Annotated in this window: 18 protein-coding genes; 3 read left to right on the forward strand and 15 right to left on the reverse strand. The window is 64.1% G+C overall.

Annotated elements, in window-relative coordinates; genetic code table 11:
• Positions 1 to 106 precede the first annotated feature (106 nt).
• From ACFOWZ_RS43950 to ACFOWZ_RS43995, 10 genes are all read right to left on the reverse strand, one after another.
• Positions 107 to 931, reverse strand: a complete 825-nt coding sequence (locus ACFOWZ_RS43950) for an aminoglycoside phosphotransferase (RefSeq protein WP_382379999.1) — start codon at positions 929 to 931, stop codon at positions 107 to 109.
• A gap of 2 nt (positions 932 to 933) precedes the next feature.
• On the reverse strand, positions 934 to 1,677 hold the full coding sequence (locus ACFOWZ_RS43955; protein WP_382380001.1) for an AAA family ATPase: 744 nt from the start codon (positions 1,675 to 1,677) through the stop codon (positions 934 to 936).
• Positions 1,678 to 1,695: 18 nt separating this feature from the next.
• Positions 1,696 to 2,601 (reverse strand): radical SAM/SPASM domain-containing protein, encoded by a 906-nt coding sequence (locus tag ACFOWZ_RS43960; RefSeq protein ID WP_382380031.1) that lies wholly within the window; start codon positions 2,599 to 2,601, stop codon positions 1,696 to 1,698.
• Between the two features lie 116 nt (positions 2,602 to 2,717).
• Positions 2,718 to 3,452 carry a 5-formyltetrahydrofolate cyclo-ligase gene (locus ACFOWZ_RS43965; protein WP_382380003.1) on the reverse strand — a complete coding sequence of 245 codons (735 nt, stop codon included), beginning with the start codon at positions 3,450 to 3,452 and terminating at the stop codon, positions 2,718 to 2,720.
• A 13-nt stretch (positions 3,453 to 3,465) separates the two neighbouring features.
• Positions 3,466 to 4,635 (reverse strand): helix-turn-helix transcriptional regulator, encoded by a 1,170-nt coding sequence (locus tag ACFOWZ_RS43970; protein ID WP_382380005.1) that lies wholly within the window; start codon positions 4,633 to 4,635, stop codon positions 3,466 to 3,468.
• 303 nt (positions 4,636 to 4,938) lie between these two features.
• Entirely contained in the window at positions 4,939 to 5,859 is a 921-nt protein-coding gene (locus ACFOWZ_RS43975) for an IS3 family transposase (protein WP_382380033.1), read from the reverse strand.
• Positions 5,860 to 6,004: 145 nt separating this feature from the next.
• The gene (gene ltrA / locus ACFOWZ_RS43980) at positions 6,005 to 7,438 is read right to left on the reverse strand and encodes a group II intron reverse transcriptase/maturase (protein ID WP_382380007.1); all 1,434 of its coding nucleotides are present in this window, start codon (positions 7,436 to 7,438) and stop codon (positions 6,005 to 6,007) included.
• 567 nt (positions 7,439 to 8,005) lie between these two features.
• The gene (locus ACFOWZ_RS43985) at positions 8,006 to 8,389 is read right to left on the reverse strand and encodes a transposase (protein WP_382380009.1); all 384 of its coding nucleotides are present in this window, start codon (positions 8,387 to 8,389) and stop codon (positions 8,006 to 8,008) included.
• Positions 8,390 to 8,440: 51 nt separating this feature from the next.
• Positions 8,441 to 9,511: an integrase core domain-containing protein gene (locus ACFOWZ_RS43990; RefSeq protein WP_382380011.1), complete on the reverse strand. Its 1,071-nt coding sequence runs from the start codon at positions 9,509 to 9,511 to the stop codon at positions 8,441 to 8,443.
• 45 nt (positions 9,512 to 9,556) lie between these two features.
• Positions 9,557 to 10,336, reverse strand: coding sequence for an ISAs1 family transposase (locus tag ACFOWZ_RS43995; RefSeq protein WP_382380013.1), 780 nt, complete (start codon positions 10,334 to 10,336; stop codon positions 9,557 to 9,559).
• Positions 10,337 to 10,975: 639 nt separating this feature from the next.
• Here ACFOWZ_RS43995 and ACFOWZ_RS44000 point away from each other — a divergent pair.
• Together ACFOWZ_RS44000 and ACFOWZ_RS44005 are read left to right on the forward strand one after the other, a co-directional pair.
• Complete coding sequence (locus tag ACFOWZ_RS44000; protein WP_382380015.1) at positions 10,976 to 11,545, forward strand: hypothetical protein; 570 nt, start codon at positions 10,976 to 10,978, stop codon at positions 11,543 to 11,545.
• A gap of 49 nt (positions 11,546 to 11,594) precedes the next feature.
• Positions 11,595 to 12,167 carry a hypothetical protein gene (locus ACFOWZ_RS44005; protein WP_382380017.1) on the forward strand — a complete coding sequence of 191 codons (573 nt, stop codon included), beginning with the start codon at positions 11,595 to 11,597 and terminating at the stop codon, positions 12,165 to 12,167.
• 294 nt (positions 12,168 to 12,461) lie between these two features.
• On the opposite strand, the gene ACFOWZ_RS44010 is transcribed toward ACFOWZ_RS44005, so the two are convergent.
• The 3 genes from ACFOWZ_RS44010 to ACFOWZ_RS44020 all read right to left on the reverse strand — a co-directional run bounded on the left by ACFOWZ_RS44010 (position 12,462) and on the right by ACFOWZ_RS44020 (position 15,674).
• Complete coding sequence (locus ACFOWZ_RS44010) at positions 12,462 to 13,550, reverse strand: integrase core domain-containing protein (protein WP_382380019.1); 1,089 nt, start codon at positions 13,548 to 13,550, stop codon at positions 12,462 to 12,464.
• Between the two features lie 112 nt (positions 13,551 to 13,662).
• The gene (locus tag ACFOWZ_RS44015; protein ID WP_382380021.1) at positions 13,663 to 13,932 is read right to left on the reverse strand and encodes a hypothetical protein; all 270 of its coding nucleotides are present in this window, start codon (positions 13,930 to 13,932) and stop codon (positions 13,663 to 13,665) included.
• A 50-nt stretch (positions 13,933 to 13,982) separates the two neighbouring features.
• The gene (locus tag ACFOWZ_RS44020) at positions 13,983 to 15,674 is read right to left on the reverse strand and encodes a pentapeptide repeat-containing protein (protein ID WP_382380023.1); all 1,692 of its coding nucleotides are present in this window, start codon (positions 15,672 to 15,674) and stop codon (positions 13,983 to 13,985) included.
• A gap of 355 nt (positions 15,675 to 16,029) precedes the next feature.
• On the opposite strand from ACFOWZ_RS44020, the gene ACFOWZ_RS44025 reads away from it, so the two are divergent.
• Positions 16,030 to 16,197 (forward strand): hypothetical protein, encoded by a 168-nt coding sequence (locus ACFOWZ_RS44025; protein ID WP_382380025.1) that lies wholly within the window; start codon positions 16,030 to 16,032, stop codon positions 16,195 to 16,197.
• 209 nt (positions 16,198 to 16,406) lie between these two features.
• Here ACFOWZ_RS44025 and ACFOWZ_RS44030 read toward each other — a convergent pair whose 3' ends face one another.
• Together ACFOWZ_RS44030 and ACFOWZ_RS44035 are read right to left on the reverse strand one after the other, a co-directional pair.
• Positions 16,407 to 18,161 carry a hypothetical protein gene (locus ACFOWZ_RS44030; protein ID WP_382380027.1) on the reverse strand — a complete coding sequence of 585 codons (1,755 nt, stop codon included), beginning with the start codon at positions 18,159 to 18,161 and terminating at the stop codon, positions 16,407 to 16,409.
• A 111-nt stretch (positions 18,162 to 18,272) separates the two neighbouring features.
• Positions 18,273 to 18,557, reverse strand: a complete 285-nt coding sequence (locus ACFOWZ_RS44035; protein ID WP_382380029.1) for an integrase core domain-containing protein — start codon at positions 18,555 to 18,557, stop codon at positions 18,273 to 18,275.
• Positions 18,558 to 18,709 lie beyond the last annotated feature (152 nt).

Genomic DNA, 18,709 nt, shown 5'->3' on the forward strand with positions numbered 1-18,709 from the left:
CATCGTCGTCCCCGCCGAACCTTGACAACCCTGGCAACCGCCTAACTACACGGCATTGGGGCTAGCTGGCGTAGCCTGATCCGGTGATCGCGCTACGCCAGGTCATTCACATCAGCGATTCCGCGTGAGCGGCGAGCGCCGCGGCGAGCTCCGGATGATCCCCCATGTCGATCCGGCGGAAGAGCCTGGAGGCGACGTAGAGCTGGGCAACGCGGCCGGACTCGGACTCCAGCACATCGTCGAAGACGGAACGCACGCGCTCGACCATCTCCGGCATGAGAAGGCTGTAGGCGAGCAAAGTCGCCGCGTCCATGCCCGCGGGCCCACGCCCCCACCACTCCCAGTCCAGCAGGCCGAAATCCGGCCCCATGAGATTGGCCCAATGCAGGTCGCCGTGCACGGTTTCCCACTGGGAGACAACATGATCAGCGGAGTCACCGAACCGCTGCCGGATTCGGCTGCTGACCAATTCCTGGTCGGCGTTGACGCGGTCCGTCGGTGTCGAGGCGACGACGTCGACCGTGCGACGAAGTTCTCTCCACCAGGCATCGGGCAGATCGATCAGCTCGCGGAGCGCGTCGGTGCGGGAGCATGGCGAGCCCGGCAACAGAGTGAGCAGCTCGGCGCGCTGCTGCCGGATTTCCTCCCACTCGTAGACCTCCAACACGCGTGGCTTGGCCAGGCCGGTGAGCACGTTGGCGTCGAGATTTCCGGTCCAGAAGTCGCCGCCGATCCACTGCTTGTTCTCCGAGACCACCCGCAACCAGAACTGCTCCCCGCTGCGGCCGGCACGCGCGCCGATCGACCGGTCCATCCAGCCCAGCCGAGGCTCGCCGACGAGCTCGAGCCCGAAGTGCGCTGCGGCTCGCTGAAGGTTCTCGCCCATCCACTCACGGAACTGAGCGTCGGCGTCGCTGAGGTTCTCGGGCACCGCTAGTCCTCGGTGACGTGACGCAGGTAGGCCTCGGGCGTGGCCATGTACCTGCGCCAGTGGTCGACCAGCGCCAGGTCCTCCCACTTGGACCGGTGAAAGCCGTGCTCCCCCACTTCGATGATGTCGGCGTCCGGTGTGGACGCCAGGATCGGCGAATGAGTCGCGCAGATGATCTGCGCACCCGACTTGCCGAGCTCGTACATCAGATGCATCAAACGAAGGCAGGACTGAAACGACAGCGCCGCCTCAGGCTCGTCCATCAGGTAGAAGCCTGGCGCGCGGAACATCGCGGCGAACACGGTGAGAAAGCCTTCGCCGTGGCTCATCTCGCTGGTGTCCTCGTCCCAGTAGCCGCGCATGCCGCTCACCGCGTTCATGAAGCCGAACGCGGTCTCCGCGCGCAGGAAGTAGCCCTTGCGTTTAGTCCGCGGCCCGATCCGATGCCGGGCGCCGGCTGCAGTGGTCTCGAACTGCACCATCTCGCCGAGCACGGACTTCGGCCGGTCGTTGACGTACTTCCGCCCAGCCCGCCCACCCTGCGCGTCCAGGCCCCAAGCCTCGGCGAACGCCTCGACCAGGGTGGACTTCCCGGAGCCGTTCTCGCCGACGAGGAAGATCACCGGCCGCTCGAACGTCATCCCTTCCTCCGCCAGCTGGGCGACGCATGGCACGTCGAGCGGCCATGTCCTCCGTGAGCCACGAGGCAGCAGCTCGGCGGGGATGTACGCGCGGCGGGCGAGCATGAGCGGAAGTTCCTTCGGTCAGTGGTAGTCCGGAGCGCAGGCTCCCGTAGGTGTGCAGTTGCCGGCCGGTCGACACGCCGGGCTGCAGCTCGGCCCGCACTGCGGATCACACATGTTGGGCACGCACGGATTCAGAGGTCGCTGAGCGAACTCCGTCGCGAGCACTGATGCAGTCTCCATCATCCTCGGTCCGGTCAGGATGTCGACAAGTGACTCCTCCCGCACGTTGCCCACCGGCAACCACCGGGAGAACACACACGGCCACACCGACCCGTCCGGTGCGATCGCGACCCTACCGTCACCACACTGACCGCACAGTTCGCCCAGGTCAGGTCCCCTGTCCCGCACACCGCGGCCGACCTGTCGCAGACGATCGATCCGCACCTCACCTCCCACCCCGAGATCTCGCAGCTGGGCCACCGCCTCCTCCACGCGCTGCCATCCACCGACCTCGATCACGCCGACCCGCAGCGGGATCGAGCGTCGGACGGCCTCGACGATGTTCGACTTCGTGCGCTCGTAGCTACCCCGGCCGCGTGTGACCCGCTCATGCTGCTTGGCGTCATCGGAGTAATAGCTGGTGGCGAGCTGAACACCGGACCGCGAGAAGACCTGCCACAACGCCGGGGCGACGTGCACCAGGTTCGTGAACACTTCGACCACCAGCCCGCGATCGAGGGCATGGTGGATGAGTTCCGGCAGCGCGCGGTGCAACGTCGGCTCGCCTCCGATGAACTGCACCATCCTTGTTCCGAGGTCAGCGAGCTGGTCAATCGACTTATGCCAGTCCTCCGCAGTCATCACGCCATGCGAGCCTGCCGGGCCCGAGTCGGCATAGCACTGAACACAGTGCAGCTGACATTTCCCCGTCACTTCAAGCCATGCGAACGTCAGCCGCGCTTGCAGGTCAAGTTGAGCCCCCACGCGTTTCCCTCGTTTCTTACGCTCCGCCGTACTACCTGCGTAGTTCTTGGAGGCCCTCCAAGCCAGAGGAGCAGAAGGGATTCGCCTGATCGACCGAGCTGGGCCCAACCAGCAGTTCACAGACCAGACGCACCGCGCCGAGCCGCCCGCGCGGCGAGCGCAGGAATGGCGGCGATCTTCTCTGGATCTAACTCCGACCACAGGATCCCCGCCGGTCGTCGAGGCGGTCCGCACTCAATGACCTGAGTCGGAGTGACGATCACGTCGATGGAGAAGTCGTGGCTCGTCTCCGGAAGATCACCATCGACGATCTGGAGGTCGTGGACTGTCGTGACGATCACCGTCGCGTCACTGATCAGCCCTGCCTCCTGGAGCAATGCCACCTCGATGTCGGCGTACCCCGCGCCTTTGCCGAGGCGGACACCTCGACGGTTCACCGCCACTGTTCCGCACACGAGCAGGTCGATCTTGGGCATCTCGTCCGTGTCGACAGTCCTGGCGAACAGCGCGGCCTTCTTCGGCACCGCCGCTTCCTCCGGCGACACAGGGAGCTTCGCCGGGTCGAGTTCGTAGAACGGCTTCGCGGCCGCGATCCGCGGAACCGCCACATAGAGCAGCTTGCCCTGCTGAAGAGCCAGCACCCTGACCGGAGCCTGTGGCTTGTCGGGCACGGCCTTCACCACGCGCGCCTGCTTCCAGGCTGGAAGATCTGCGAGCCGCCGGGCGGCCAGTTCTGCGCCCTTGAAGTTCGGGATCGAGCCGTGCACGTCCGGCTGAGCGGCGCGGTGCTCGGTGAGCAGGTCCCAGACGCGGTGGCGAACCTCGTTCTTCGTCTCGTCCAGATTCGCCACAAGGCAACCCTTTCTAGGACGCCGCCATCATGGTGAACAGGCGGTCATATACCTGATCTACCACAGGTTCCTTCCGCCAAGGACCAAGTTCTCGTGCCGCGCCGAAGATCACTTTGAGGCCACCGCCGCCCCAAGTTTCCTCTACGCAGTCGATCGCGGCGTGCAGGACCGCCGCGGCGTTGTCGAGTTCCCGCTGCTGGATGTGGGCCAAGCTCAGGTTCGCCAGCACGATGCTGCGCGACTTCGAACGAGACGAGGCCCGCGAAGCGACTCGCTCCAACGTCGCCTGGGCCGTGGTCGCGTCGTGCAAACGGAGATAGCAGGATCCAGCGAGGCGGTCGTACTGCGTCTCAGAGAACATCTCCACGACCGGCTCATCCCCAGAGATCCGTCCAAAGTGGTCCTGCGCCCGTCCCAGCGAACGCTCGCAGGCAACGCGTTCACCGACCATCGCGTGCGCCTCGGCAGAATGCAGTTCTGCCAACCCCGTCAGCACATCGCTGTGCCCCATCGCCACATCGGCCGCACGTTCGGTGAGAACCAGTCCCTCGGCCGGATTCTCGGTCCCGTACAGCTCGACGTACGAGGTTCGCAGAAGCGCGACAGCTTCGAGAACCGGATCATTGACCCTGCGCGCTGCTTCCGCGGCCGCCGTGAAATGCTCTTTTGCGGTGTCGTGATCACGGCGCTGAGACGCGTCCCAGACGAACTGGCCCATCACGGTGGACGCCTCTGCCTCGGCCACCAGCAAGTCGCGCTTCACGCGATAGTCACGTGCGTGTTCACGAAGCAACCTGGTCTGCCCCAAGGCCTGTCCTGCTTCGGCCAGCAACCCGGTTGACCGCTCAGCGTCGTAGCGAACACTCAGCAGTGACACACGCTGACGAAGTTCGGCGACGGTGACGAGATCCACCTTCGACGGATTCGCGAGGGCACGCTCCAGACGATCAGCATCGGCACGCTCGACGGCCGGCGTCCCGAGTCGCAGGACGTCGATCAGTTCCTGGACAGACAGACCAAGGACCTTCGCGACGCGCGGCTGGAGCCAGGCTTCCGGAGTGGACTTGCCCTGTTCCCAACGGCCGATGGTTCCAGGCGTGACTCCGAGAAGCTCGGCCAGGCGCTCCTGCGAATACCCCATGGCCTTGCGGCGGGCGGCCAGCCCTAGCCTCGGCGTCGCCATCGGTCTCCCCTGACGCGAATTCAGCGCATTGTGCCTGCACAGGCTAGCTCGGAACACCTGCCGAACAACCGTTCCGCCAAGAGAACTTTGTTTTCACCCAGTCGGGGCATGCCGGTGTTTGCGCAGGCAGGCGCGCCAGATGACGGATTCCTGCTGGGCGGCGGATGGATCCTCGCTCTGGTTCTTCCCCACCACGTCGATTTCCGTGGATCACTGCCGACATCACGGGCGCTGCTTGCGCACACGTTCACGGGAAGTGATCGGGCATGGTGAACCGTCACGGATTTGAGACCGGCTTCGGTTTCAGACCAGCGCCGGTCGGCGTGGCGGGTGTTGAGAGTAATACGCGGCTTCGTACTCGACCGGGGTCAGGTAGTCCAGACGCGAGTGCAGGCGGGCGTTGTTGTACCAGTCCGCCCATTCCATGAGCGCGAACTCGACCTCGGCGAGGGTCTTGAACGGACCGTGCCGGTTGACCACCTCAGTCTTGAACAAGCCGATGATCGACTCCGCTAGAGCGTTGTCATAGGCATCGCCAACGGAGCCTATAGACGCCGAGAGTCCTTGCAGAGCAAGGGATTCGGTGAACTTCACCGACGTGTACTGACTGCCGGCATCCGAGTGGTGGATCAATCCGGGCTCGACCGGATAACCATAATGATCACGACGCCACACGGCCATGTTGAGTGCTTTGGACACCAGCGCGGCCGTCTTCGAGCCCGACGCGGTCCAGCCGACGATCGCGCGGGAGTAGGCGTCGAACACGAACGCCACGTAGGCCCATCCTGTCCACGTGGAGACGTAGGTGAAGTCAGCGACCCAGACCAGGTTCGGCGCTATGGCGGTGAAGTCGCGGTTGAGCCTGTCCGCGGCGCGTATCCCGTCCTTGGCCGGGATCGTGGTGCGCTGCTTGCGGCCTCTGACGACACCGTTGAGGCCGAGTCTGCGCATGATCCGGTCCACGGTGCAGAACGCCACGTCATGGCCGTGACGACGCAGGTAGTGGGTCATCTTGCGGCGCCCGTACATCTGTTCTGGCGTGCCCCGCAGGTCGCGCAGGGCGTTCTCCAGGTAGGCGTCGGTGACATCGCGGGCCGATGGTGGCCGGCGGCGGGCCTTGCGATAGGTCCTGGGCGCGATCTGGATTCCGTGCTCGGTGAGCACGTCACAGATCGACTCGACGCCGTAGACCTGGCGGTATTCGTCGATGAAGCCGACGATCAGTGGTGCCGCGGGTCGGTGAAGTCGGCTCGGGGCGCGGTTCCGGTCGGGTGACCGGTCCGTTTCCCCAGGCCGCTTCCCGCACCCGGCGTGCCCCTTTCAAGGCACCGGGCGCTCCACAAGTCCCGCTGGTTCGTGAGGTTTCTCGTCAGGTGGTGGCCCAGGGCGACGGGATGACCGATCCCCGGTATCGATAGCGCGTAGTGCTCATCTTCTCCGGGTCGAACAGCATCCTGTCTTGGCCGGTGGGCCACCAGCCGCCACCGCAGTAGCGGTGGCGCAGTTCCTTCCATCCGGTCCGGTTGTGTTTGCGGCGGATCCATCGCCATACCGTCTGCCACACGTAGTGGCTCAGGTAGGAGAAGGTCACCGACGACACTCCGGGCCGGAAGTGGGCGCACCAGCCCCGCACCACAGGGTTGAGCCTGCGGATCAGGGTGTCGATGGGCTGGTTCACCTCGACCTCGCGGCACACTGTCTTCACCCTGGCCATGGCCGCCTTGAGGGACTTCTTGGCCGGATAGGTGTAGACGTAGTGCTCGCGCGTGCCCTTCTTCCGGTGACGCTGGATGCGCCACCCGAGAAAGTCCAGGCCGTCATCGATGTGGGTGATCAGCGTCTTGTCCGGTGACAGGCGCAATCCCATCGTGGACAGGACTTCCGTGATCTGTGTCCGCAGGGCTTCCGCGTCGGCCCTGGTGCCTCTGATCACCAGGCACCAGTCGTCGGCATAGCGGACCAGCCGGAAGTTCGGTTGGCCATGCCGCTGCCGCTTGGCCCGCTCGACCTTGTTCGTGGCCGGACCGCCCGGAGATCGGGCGATGTGCTCGTCCAGCACGGACAAGGCGACGTTGCTGAGCAACGGGGACAGGATTGATCCCTGCGGGGTCCCGGCGGTGGTCCGCCTCAGCAGGCGATCCTCACCGAGGATGCCCGACTTGAGGAACGCCTTCACCAGGGCCAGGACGCGTTTGTCCGCGACGCGTGCTCGCACCCGGTCCATGAGGGCCGTATGCGAGATCTCGTCGAAACAGGCCGTGATGTCGCCTTCCACGATCCACTCGTAACACCGTGGTTTCGAGGTCAGGTAACGGATCTCGGCCACCGCGTCATGAGTCCGGCGCATCGGGCGGAACCCATAGGAGCATGGGAGGAAATCCGCCTCGAAGATCGGCTCCAGCACGAGCTTCAACGATGCCTGCACCACCCGGTCGGTGATGGTCGCGATCCCCAGACGACGCAGCTTTCCGCCTGTCTTGGGAATCATCCGCTCCCGCACCGGCATCGGGCGGAAACTGCGGTCCTTCAACGCCGACCGCAGCTCGCCGAGATAGTCGGTCACCCCGACCCGCGCCACGATCGACGCGGCGGTGCGACCGTCCACCCCAGCGGTCCCGGCACCCTTGTTGCCCCGCACCCGATCCCACGCCACCAACACAAACGCGGGATCGGCCACCAAATTGAACAGGTCGTCGAACTGCCGACGGGCATCCTCACGTGCCCACCGGTGCAGCTTGGTCTGGATCTCCAGTACCCGGCGCTCGGCCCTGAACAGGGCCAAGTCCAGCTCGTCGGTGTTCACCAACGACATCCTCCCGGCATTCCAGCATCCGTCACCGCCGACTTGCTGGCTGTCTTCGCCCTGCGTCCGGCTCTCCCGGACTCCTGTGACGGGTCGTCACGCCCGCGACTACTACACAGCCTCCGCCCCATCCGATCAGCCATCAGCCGGAACAGGCCTGCCCCACCACTGTCCTGGATGGACAGACGTGGTGCGACTGTCGGGTGGTTCCCACGTTCACCAAGCAATCGATCAGCCAGCGAGGCGCCCAGCTCTACTCCGGCAGCATCGCCACGGCTACGCCGCAGACCTTCACCCTGGCCTCCCCACCGTCGGAACTACACGGCTTCGGAGTTGACAACCCCGACACGATCCCCGCCGAGGCGTCACGCGCTGCACACCGGCCCATATCCACCAGGTTGGAGCCGGCTTCGCTGTTACGAAGCGTCAACCACTGGTTCACTCTCGTTACACCGTCTGGCCTTGCCGACGAGCCCGCACCGTCTGGCAGTCCCGGCACGTCCCGCCCTTGTCGGGGCCGCTTGCCACCCTCCCCGGCGTTCCTCCAGGTCAGGCTGCCCCCAGGCTTCACCCAGCTGCTGCGACAACCAGGCGGGAAAGGTCTCTCACCCCTCCTCGATCAACTCGGCGCCTCGTGGCGCACAGTTCCCGCGCGAAAAAAGCCGATGCCAGCTTCAGGATCTCGTTGGCCTGCTTGAGATCCCGGACTTCCTTCCGCAGCCGCAGCAACTCCTCGCGCTCGGCCGGCGGCAGTCCCTGTGACGGCTGTGCAGCGGGCCGGGAGCCCTCCGCAAGGGCCTTCTTGATCCACACCCGCAACGTCTCGTAGTGCACGTCGACCATCGGGCCGATCGCCTTGGCGGCGGCATACGGAGACTCGTACTCATCGAGTCGCTCAAGGGCCAGGCGTACGGCCTTCTCGCGAACCTCGGGCGGGTAACGCTTCGACATGATGACGACCTGTGGGGTACCAAAACTAGGCTTGGTGGGCTGACCTGCACCTCAGGCCGCCGCGGGTTCGTACTCGTTGATCAAGCCGCCAAGCACTCGCCGACGACGAACGGCGCCACTGCCTGATCCTATGAGCGGGTAATCGGGTCGTGGTGGAGTGTGGTCCCGCGCTCTGTGTGGCCGTCGGTGGTTGTAGTGGGAGACGTAGCGGTTCAGCACTGACTTCAGGTGCCGCTCATTGATGACCAGCAGCCGGTCGGTGAGCTCGCGCCTGACGGTGCCGATAAAGCGTTCCGCGTAGCAGTTCGCCCGCGGACAGCGCGGTGGGATCTTCACAACGTCGATGCCGGCGTCCGCGAGAACGGAATCGAACGACACTGTGAACTGGCCCGCCCTGTCACGAACCAGGAAACGAAACTCGTTCGCCCGATCGTCAAGCGTCATAAGGAAGTTACGCGCCTGCTGAGTGGTCCACGGACCGTCAGGGTTGGTGGTAGTGCCGAGGATGTGGACATAGCGGGTGCCGACCTCCATCACGAAGAACACATACACCCGCTTCAACGTCACCGCGCAGTCGACATGGAAGAAGTCGCACGCCAGCATGCTCGCCACCTGAGCACGCAGGAACCGCCGCCACGACGTGTCGGAGTCTCGAGTCGGCGAAGGCGGAATCTGAAGCCGCTTCAGCACACGACGAACAGTCGACGCAGACGTCCGATGACCAAGCTTCAGCAGCTCACCTTGGATACGCCGGTAACCCCAGCCCGCGTTCTCCCGCGCCATCCGCTCGATCAACGCCACCACGGTCTCATCGACCCGCGGTCGACCAGCCCGGTTCGGGTTGGTCCACTTCTTCGCGACCAACCGCCGATGCCACCGCAACACCGTGCCCGGAGACACCAACCGGTGCCGTCTCAGCCACACGGGTAACTGCCGCACCAACGCGGCCAGCACCGCACGATCGGCCCAATCCAACCGAGGACGCCGCTGACCTCGACGCAACACCGCGACTTCATGCCGCAACACCAGCAACTCGACGTCCTTGGCCGCCGAGGACCGGCCGAGCAGAACCAGCCAGCCACCGAGCCGAGCAAGGATGAGGTACAGCAGTCGCAGCGCCACGCCCACGATCATGCCTGCAGGACGACAGAACCTGATCACCGCAGCTCAACCCATGTGTGCAGAGTTCTGGCACCCCACAGTGTAAGGAAAGGCGATGCCCTCGGGTGCGGCCTGCATCCGGATCGTGCAGCGCTCGACACGGCCATGCCCTGTGCCTTCCGCGGTGTGCACCGGGATCTCGATCCAGGGCAGGGCGTCGAGCTGAGCGAACAGGGTGGGCTGGTTCTCCTTCACCGTGAACACATAGTCCGCGCCGAGGTTCTCGACGAGGTGGCGGGCGTGGGCACGCTGGGTGTGCAGTGCGTCGGCGGTCACCACGACCCCCGCCATGTCCAGGGTGGACAGCAGCGGCTGGAAACAGGTGATCTCGTTGGTCTTGCTGTCCACTTCGCGTTGAGCGACAACGACTCCGCTGTCATGGGTCATAGCGGCCAGCAGATGCACACCGCCTTGTCCGGTCTCGTCACAGGTGCCACGCAACGTCTTGCCGTCCACCGCGATCGCCTGGGCACGGGGTGCTCGGCCGGTCAGCCAGGCGCCGATCGCATCATCCAGAGCATCGCCGTCAACCGATCCCAGCACCCGCCGCAGCGTGGTTTCCTCCGGTGCACGGTAGCGGCCCCGTCGCCGGTCCATGCGTGCTCCGAGTACGGCCAGCAGGTGTTGAGGCAGGTCCGCCGCCCACTCGCCGATCGCGGCGAACGAACGCGCTCCGGTCAGCGCGGCAGCCGCGGCGATCAGCAAGATCGTGGTGATCGTGTGCCGCCTGCCGCGCCGATGGCGTGGATCGGGCACCGCGGCGAGATGGTCACGCAGATCAGCCACCCTGCTCACCGCGGCCGCCGGATCCTCGGGCACGTCATCGGTGCGGACCAGCTGATCCAGCGCGGCAGGGGGTCAGGGATGACGTCACAGCGGGCACGGCTCTTCTCACATGATCATCAGGCTTCGACACCCAGAAGATCACCGAAAGCCGTGCCCGCCCTTCACCCGGCCTGACCAGCCCCTACACGACTTTGCCGGAACCGTGCGGGTCCTGGTATGTCGACCACCTATTCAGAGCGAGTGACGCTGTGTCGATAACTGTCCATATGAAACGTCCCCTTGCGATAGTCGAATCCTGAGCTGGAGGACGCTGCGTTGCAGTCGCAAGGTGATCCGTTCGTCAACGGCAGAAGTTCCTGGTGTCCATTTGGCGGATAGTCATCGGACGATCTTCTATGCCAGGATGCGTTGTGGGCGTTGAATGGGCAGCGGCTGCGCTAATGGGGGATGAAGGGGCGCCCAGGCCCGGAAAAATGTAGTTTCTTGACTCGCTCGCGAAGATCGCAGCGAGTCTACGAAGCATCTTTGAGTTCGAAATTCAGGCAGTCAAACGGGGGAATAATGCGACAGTGCAAGTCGGGAAAGAATTCGACCCTTGGTTGGGCAAAGGCGTCACGGCTCAGGGAAATTGTTCGAGCCATGCTGGTGGGAGTTGTAACGCTCGCGACGATGGTCGGCACGACCACTTTCGCCAGTGCTGCTCCGGTGTTGCTGGCGAGCGGAAACACCTCCAAGCTGGAGGTCTCGATGCTGGTCGGCGGCTTCGACAGTAAGGTGGCCGAAGCGAACGGTTACGAAATCCGAACCAGCGAAAGCGGGACTCAGTACTCCGTAAAAAAGGGTACCCTGCGGGGCTCTTCGGATGACATGACCGCGCAGAACCAAGTAGCAGGTAACTGCGGGGTGTCGTTCCTTTACATCAACGGGCGTGGCGGCAATGCAATCGACATGAAAACTGGATTTGCGGTTAGAGATGCGGTATCTGATTTCACGTGGACCGTGACCTTGAACGATCAGGGTGGCCAGACCAAGCATGATTTCCTGGGGCACTACGACGCTGACGGCTATGTGGAAAAGAATCGTATTGTGGGGGGATTGACGCGCGGCTCCGCGAATGCCTACGTCATCGCCTTCGCCAATTTTGCTATTCTCGTGGACGGTACGGTCTGCTTCTCTGGTGGACCTGCCGACGTCACAACCATCTTCTGAGCGCACGCTGTACCGATGAAGCGCTCAGTTAACCGAGAGTGAGTGCTTCATGGACGACCGATCGATGGGGGCTGCGGATGTTCCTCGCAGCCCCCATCCTCGCGACCAGATCGCCGTCTTCCCAGCGCCGGTAGCCTCGGCGTCTTCGGGCATGGGCCTTGGACCGATCGCCACCTTGGCAACCCAGGGTGTCAATGGCCTGCCGTGGGCCGTCGATGTCACCTACAGGAGCTCGGATGGGAGGTTGCTGTCGGAGGTCAAGACCGTTCGGTCGCCGCACGGCCTCGACCCGCGAGGACTTCCTGTGGAGAACACTGAAATCCAGCTGCTCAACTTCCTGGCCAGAACCCGCGAACGCGAGCCTGGTAGCGCAGTGCCAACGCGCGAAAGCTTCGCAGCGGACCATGACCTGGTCCGGGCCGCCGTTGGCGAGGCAGTCGCGGTGCCCGTGAACATCATGATCGATCAGAATCCGCTTTCAGGGACTCGGATCGACGCGCTCGGTGTCGCAGTGATCGAGGCCAGTTGGGGCGAGTGCACCGTCTATGTCACCGGCGCGCCGGACCATCTCGGTACCCTTGAATTGCACACAACGACGGCGGCCGACGTCGCCCATCTCTAGTTAGCGACTAAGCAGTTTGGCCCAGTCGTCAGACCAGACTTGGCCGAAGAACTGGGTGTTGGGCATATGCGCCCGCTGCCAGGCTGCGACGGAGTTGACGGTCGGCTGCTCGAATTTGCCGTCAACCCAACCGGGCGACGTTCGGTGCGAAGCCCCAACGTTGCAACGCTCGCTGGATGAGTCGCACGGTGGCTGTTCCCAGTCGGCCCAGCCACCGTGCGACTCGTCCTGTGGGGTGCCAAAACTAGGCTTGGTGGGCTGACCTTGTGCCGCTCGAAAAGTCATCGCCGCAGCTCAAGCAGCGTACCTGTACTCGTTGATCACCCCACCGAGGATCCGCCTGCGAAGTGGTGGGCAGCCAGGGCTATCAAGATCATGCGCCGCTGCGGGGTGTTCGTGGATGTCTGGCGGTAGCTGGTCGCGAGCCTGGTGCGGCCGGTGCTCGTTGTAGTGAGTCTGGTAGGCCGCGAGTACTTGACGCGCATGACCTTCTCCCAGGACGAGGACATGGTCGAGCACCTCGCGGCGGATGCTGCCGATGATCCGTTCGCAATGCGCGTTCATCCTGGGAGCTCGCGGTGCAGTCGCAATCACGCGAAATTCCTCTGCCTCGAAGACGGCGTCGAACGCGTCTCCGTATTTGCCGTCGCGGTCACGCAGCAGGAAGCGCAGAGATTCCGGGCGTTCTCCGAGTTGGCCAGCCAGGTTCCTCGCCCGTTGCACCGTCCAGCCCCGTGTCGGATGCGCGGTGACGCCGGTGATGTGCAGCCGCCTGGTGCCGTGTTCGAGGAACGCCAGCGCGTACAGACGTGTGCCGAGCACGGTGTCGATGTGGAAGAAGTCCGCCGCGATGATGCCCTCGGCCTGCGCGGTCAGAAACTCCCGCCAGGTCGGGCCGCATCGCCGCGGTGCCGGATCGATGCCCGCTCGGCGCAAGATCTCCCAGACCGCCGAGGCGCCCAGGCGATGACCAAGCCCGACCAGCTCGCCATGGATCCGCCGATGCCCCCACCGCGGATTCTCTCCGGCAAGCCGGCGTACGAGCGCCCTGACCGCCACCTGGGTGGAGGGACGCCTGGTTCGCCGACGTGATGTGTAGTCCCACCTCGAGGCGATGAATCTGCGGTGCCAGCCGAGCAACGTGCCAGGAGTAACAGGAAAGACCTCCTGCCAGCGCGAGCGATGTACCAGTCTCGACAGCGCGGCGAACCAGAACCGGTCTGCGGGCTCGTAACGAACCGGCCCGGTCAACTGCCGACGAAGAACGACGTTCTCGTGCCGCAGCACGAGAAGCTCCGCATCCTTGGCTGACTCACTGCGAAACAGCACCGCTGGAACAGACAGCAACTTGCAGACCACCTTGTACAACAGCGAGACGATCACCCAGGCATGCCCGCAGCCGGGAAGACCTCGCTACTCAGCAGCGATGACTTTCCGGGCGGCACACGATGGACCGTGCGCTGCCCCCTGCGCGGAGCACGGCGCGGCAATCGGGTTAGGCGCGCGAGGCTTCCTCCTGTTGAGCCGCGTTGTTGATGGCCCGTGACGACGCCTCTCTGAGCACGGCCGCAACCGACACGAGCTGGGTGCGGTATGTGCTAGACCAGTCTGAACGCAACGCATCCGCATCCTGGCCGAGCCAGGTCGTGCCGTCGATCTGGGCGGAGAGCGTTGTGGCGATGGCCTCGATCTCTGCAGCCTTGAACTCAAGTTGACGTGCCAAGGCGCGGACAGACTCCGGGTCCATTCCGATGAAACCGGTCATTTGTGTACCCCTCTTGGATCGGGCAGTCCGATTGATGGCCAGGTCAGGCGTTAACCCGCTAGGTCAGCTGGCGGCAGATGATCGACAATTGCGGCTTGCAAATAACCCCAGGTGCCCTCTAGGTCAGGTAGTCGCGCCTTATCCTGACTTGAAGGTTCGGTCGCTGTCACCCCATCCGGCCACGTCCGCGCACCTACAAGAGTCGCGTCCAATCGAACTCGCGCGTCGACGCAACAAGGACGCATCCCGAACATCGTCCCACCGAACCAAGCTTGTCCGCCGAACCTCGCCCGGCTGAATCCAGCTCGGCCGTTGAACGTCGCCCTGCCGAACCCCGCGCGGCCGTTGAACGTCACCTCTTCGAACCCGGCGTTCCCCTCGAACGTCGCCCTGTCGAAGGCAGCGCCCCGAGCGAACGTCGCCTCGTCGAACTTGGTGTCGCCGTTGAACGAAGTCTCACCGAACCCGGCGTCCTCTCTAAACAATGCCTTGTAGAATCCAGCTACCCCATTGAACGAAGCCTCGCCAAACCCGGCATATCCACTGAACGACGCCTCATCGAATCCCGCGCGACCGTTGAACGCCGCGCCACCGAACCAGGCTTGTCCATCGAACGTCGCGTTGTCGAATCTCGCGTCCCCGCAGAACGTACTCTTGCCGAACCCGGCATATACGCTGAACGATGTCTCAGCGAACCCCGCGTTCCCGCTGAACGAGGCCTTGCTGAACCAGGCTTGCCCACAGAACGTTGCTTTACCGAAACCCGTGCCTTCAGCGAACGTCACGTCTCCGAACCCGGCGTCGCCGCGGAAGACCGCTTCACCGAATCCGGCGTATCCACTGAACCTCGTCTCGCCGAACCCGACATACCCATTGAACGCCACCTCGCTGAACCAGGCTTGCCCACAGAACGTAGCCTCGCGGAACCCCGTGTCTCCATCGAAGATCGCGTTGCTGAACCAAGCATTCCCGTTGAAGGTCGCCTGCCGAAACAAGGCACCCTCACTGAAGACCGCATTGTCGAACTTCGCCGTTCGAACATGGCACTTTCGCAGGTCGAGGCCAACGAGAGTTGCGCCAGTCAAATCGAGGTCGATGTCCTGCCAGAACGCATCCGAGACTCGCGCGCCATCGTCCTGAGGACGCAGGTGCGCTCCCAAAATACGTTGAGCCGTCAGACGGACCTGCCGTTCCTGCTGACGACGCTCGTTCTCATCGTGGTCGACACACTGGTCCAGCACGGCCCCAGCGTCTTCAGCCGGAGCTGTCGATGTTGTCGTCTCTACGGGGGCGTTGCCCCCGGAACTCGGCGCGGACGCAGGGAGATAAGGCATCCTCAGGTAAGCGCACAGCACATTGACAATGGTCTGCCTTTGGCTGGGCGTGCCCTGCGCCAGGTCCTCGAGTGCGTACATGCCTGCGAGCCGGACCGCCGCCTTGTCACTTCCAAGCTGGTCTGAGGCCTTCGTGAAGCGCTCGGCGAACAGCTTTATGTCTTCACGACGTTCCGCAGTCTCACCCAGGTGCTGTTTGCGGTAAGCAACGACTAGAGCGACCACCGCGCCTACTCCACCGGCCAACGCCAAAACGATCTTGACGAACTCGAAGCTGTTCGATGTCGTCCAGTTACCGGCAGGACGGAGTGGCGGATGGCCAAGCGCAACCCACAGCACGACACCAACGCCGACTGCCGAGACGATAGCGACGCCGAGCACGAGAGCGATATGGGTGCTCAAGGCCATGCGTGCGCGGGGTTGGCCTTTAGCGGCGCGATGTCTTCGCATGACATAGCGTCTTACAAGGTTGTTGGGCAGCAAACAACCCGCATCACCGATTTGGCGCTGAGGGTGTGAGGTCTACGGCGAGCCGAGAGGTTGTCGGTCGAGTGCCGGCCACCCTGCCGGGTTCTGGACAACGGCGCTCGGCTACGTCGACGAGACCGGCTACGACCTACCCGTCGCAGCGTCGATCGTCGACTCGACTGCGAGAGGTCCGGCGATGATGTTCCTCCGCGTGCCCGAGCCCATCAGTATCTGGGTCGCTGCCGGGGCCATGGCCCTGACAGGAAACGGACGGCGACGTCCTTGAGCACTGTACGTGCAGCGGCATACGGCCTCCCAGGCACTCACCGCGGCCGGCGTCACCACGACCGTCGAGGTGGCACGGCTGGACCTGACGGCACGCTCGCGGCCCACGCTCACCACGGTGCTCAAGGAGGGCATCACCTCCCTCCTGAACAACAGGGGGCGACCCGCTTCGCCCTGATCCCCAGCGGCTGCAGGTAGATGACGTGACTCCTCAGGGTCGATGTCGACGATGTGCCCGTGCTGGTCAGCGCTAGATCTACGCTCGTCATCCCTACGAGAGCGGCGCGGTCGACTTGTCACGGGCAGCGGAAAACCATCGGTGCCGCAGACTTACGGTGGTGGAGGACCCTTGTCGCGCAGCCAGTCCTGCTCTGTTGCAGGCGCGCCCTATTTCTCACAGTAGAAGTCGAACGAACCGCCGGTCGCGGCGCGGACGTAGCTTTCCGCTCCGGCGATGACGCGTAGATGCTCGCTGGTGGCTTGACTCTGGGAGAAACCCGGCTGGGCGACGATTGTCTGGAAGCGAGGACGCAGTTGCGGCGCGATACCCATGATCTTGTGGAGTTGGCCCATATCGCCGGTCTCGAACGGAGACTTCCCTGTGCGAGTGTGGAAGGACTTCGCGCGTCGCTCGAGGTGACGCAGAAGAGGGAGCGCGCCCTGCTGGCGCCACTTGGCGCCACGCACGGCCTGCCCGCAGACCTCGTATAGATCCTTGAGGCGGGCGCCCACCTGCTTCTTCCCGGAGAACTTGCAGTGCACGAGAACGACGTGGAGTTCATCGCCGGCAATACGTAGGCCGACGAGATCGGCGGCCTCGTTGGCTCGGTCGTCGTCGATCATGACGTCGAAGACGGTTGCGGAGCGCAGCAGCTTGGACATGTAGGCCTGGATGGAGTCGGCCCTGCGGTCCTCCCCCTGCGACTCGACGGTGCGGTCTACGCCCTTCCAGTCGGGGGTGACCATGCGGTCTGAGGGAAACGGCGGGAGGTCGTGCTGCGGTTCGAGGAGTCGGTCGTCAGGCAGCAGGAGACGATCGCCGGACAGGAACAGGTTGGGCTTGTGCTTGTTGATCCACGACTGCAGCGGGACGCTGTCTCGTCTGTTCGACACCAGGCCGTCCCGCCCAACAGGCGTGCAGCGCAGGCCGCTGTCTGCGAACTCGGCCGTGTACGCGATTTTCCAGGCAGGTGTGGTCAGGGTGAGTTTGAACGGTCCGGTGGTGCCGTGGTCGTCGATGACAAACTCGACGTCGGTGACGAGGTACGCCTTCTCATCAGCCGCGATGGTGAGGGTCGTGCCGTTCCCGGCGAAGAACTCCCAGGGCCACTCGGCGGCGAGTAGGACGTGTTCGGGCCGTTCGCGGACTTCAGTGGGCACGATGAGCCCGTTGAAGACCTGCACCAAGTCAATGTCGTCGTTGAGCAGCTTGTCGCCCTGGACGTCGCACCACTGCTTCCATGCTCGCAGGTTGGGGGCGGTGGTCATGGACCAGAACCGGCCGGACAGCGCGGCACTGATGGTGACCTTCTCTCCCTGGTTGAAACCCGACGTGGCGATGTGTGTCTGTGTCTTGCCCTGCTTGTCGTGCTGGGCGAGGGCTTCGAGTACGTCGCTGCCGACGTACATGGTGTAGCGGTTGAAGTGGTCGCGTGCGTCGAGCAGGCCGATGTTCGTGGGGATCAGGCGGTCGAGGTCGGCCAGTACTCGAAAGACGGTGGGACCGTTGATCGCGGTGGCGCCCTGGCCCAGGACGGCTTCGGCCAGGTCGGCATAGCTGCCGTTGTTCTCCGAGCTGTGGATATAGAGCAGCCTTTTGCGCTTGTCGAAGTACATGACGATGAGCTCGTAGACGCACTCGTTGAGCGTCTGGACATCTCCCCAGCGCACTTCGTCACGATGCTCGAGGACGAACCAGGCAAGCGTGCCCTCGACGCCGACCGCGATCCTGCGGTCGAGTACCTGGTCCGGCGGATAGAAGTCCAAGACGCGCTCGGGGTCCCAGGCCGGGATGGGCGCGCGGTGGGCGATCGCGCTCATCTTGGGCTCCAAGGACGGGGTGCTGACCTCGTCCGGGCCGCGGCTGAACGAGGTGTCGAACTCGGTGATCGCCTCCGCAGTGGCAGAAGCGCGTTCGGTCACGTCTCGCAGCAGAAGGTTCCAATCGGCGTCCTCACGCAACAGGTCGCGCAGTGGCGACAACGCCGTGCCTGTGGGGTGCCAAAACATGGCTCAACGGGCCTGACCTGCGGATCAAGCCGCTGCAGGTTCGTACTCGTTGATCAAGCCGCCAAGCACTCGCCGACGACGTACAGATGTACAACCTGGACCTCCGGTCGGGTGATCGGGTCGCGGTGGCGTGTGATGTCGCGCCCGGTGTGGTCGCCGGTGGTTGTAGTGGGACACGTAGCGGTTCAACACTGACATCAGGTGACGCTCATTGATGATCAGCAACCGGTCGGTGAGCTCTCGTCTGACAGTGCCGACAAACCGTTCCGCGTAACAGTTAGCCCGCGGACATCTCGCTGGGATCTTCACAACGTCGATGCCGGCATCAGCGAGAACAGAGTCGAACGACGCCGTGAACTGGCCAGCCCTGTCACGAACCAGGAAACGAAACTCGCTGGCCCGTGAGGTTCACCCCAGGCAGTGGACACCGAGTTACCAGGACCAGCGGTCCTGGTGAAAGG

This window comes from Lentzea rhizosphaerae (assembly GCF_042649515.1).
In the GTDB taxonomy this organism is placed as follows: Bacteria; Actinomycetota; Actinomycetes; order Mycobacteriales; family Pseudonocardiaceae; genus Lentzea; species Lentzea aerocolonigenes.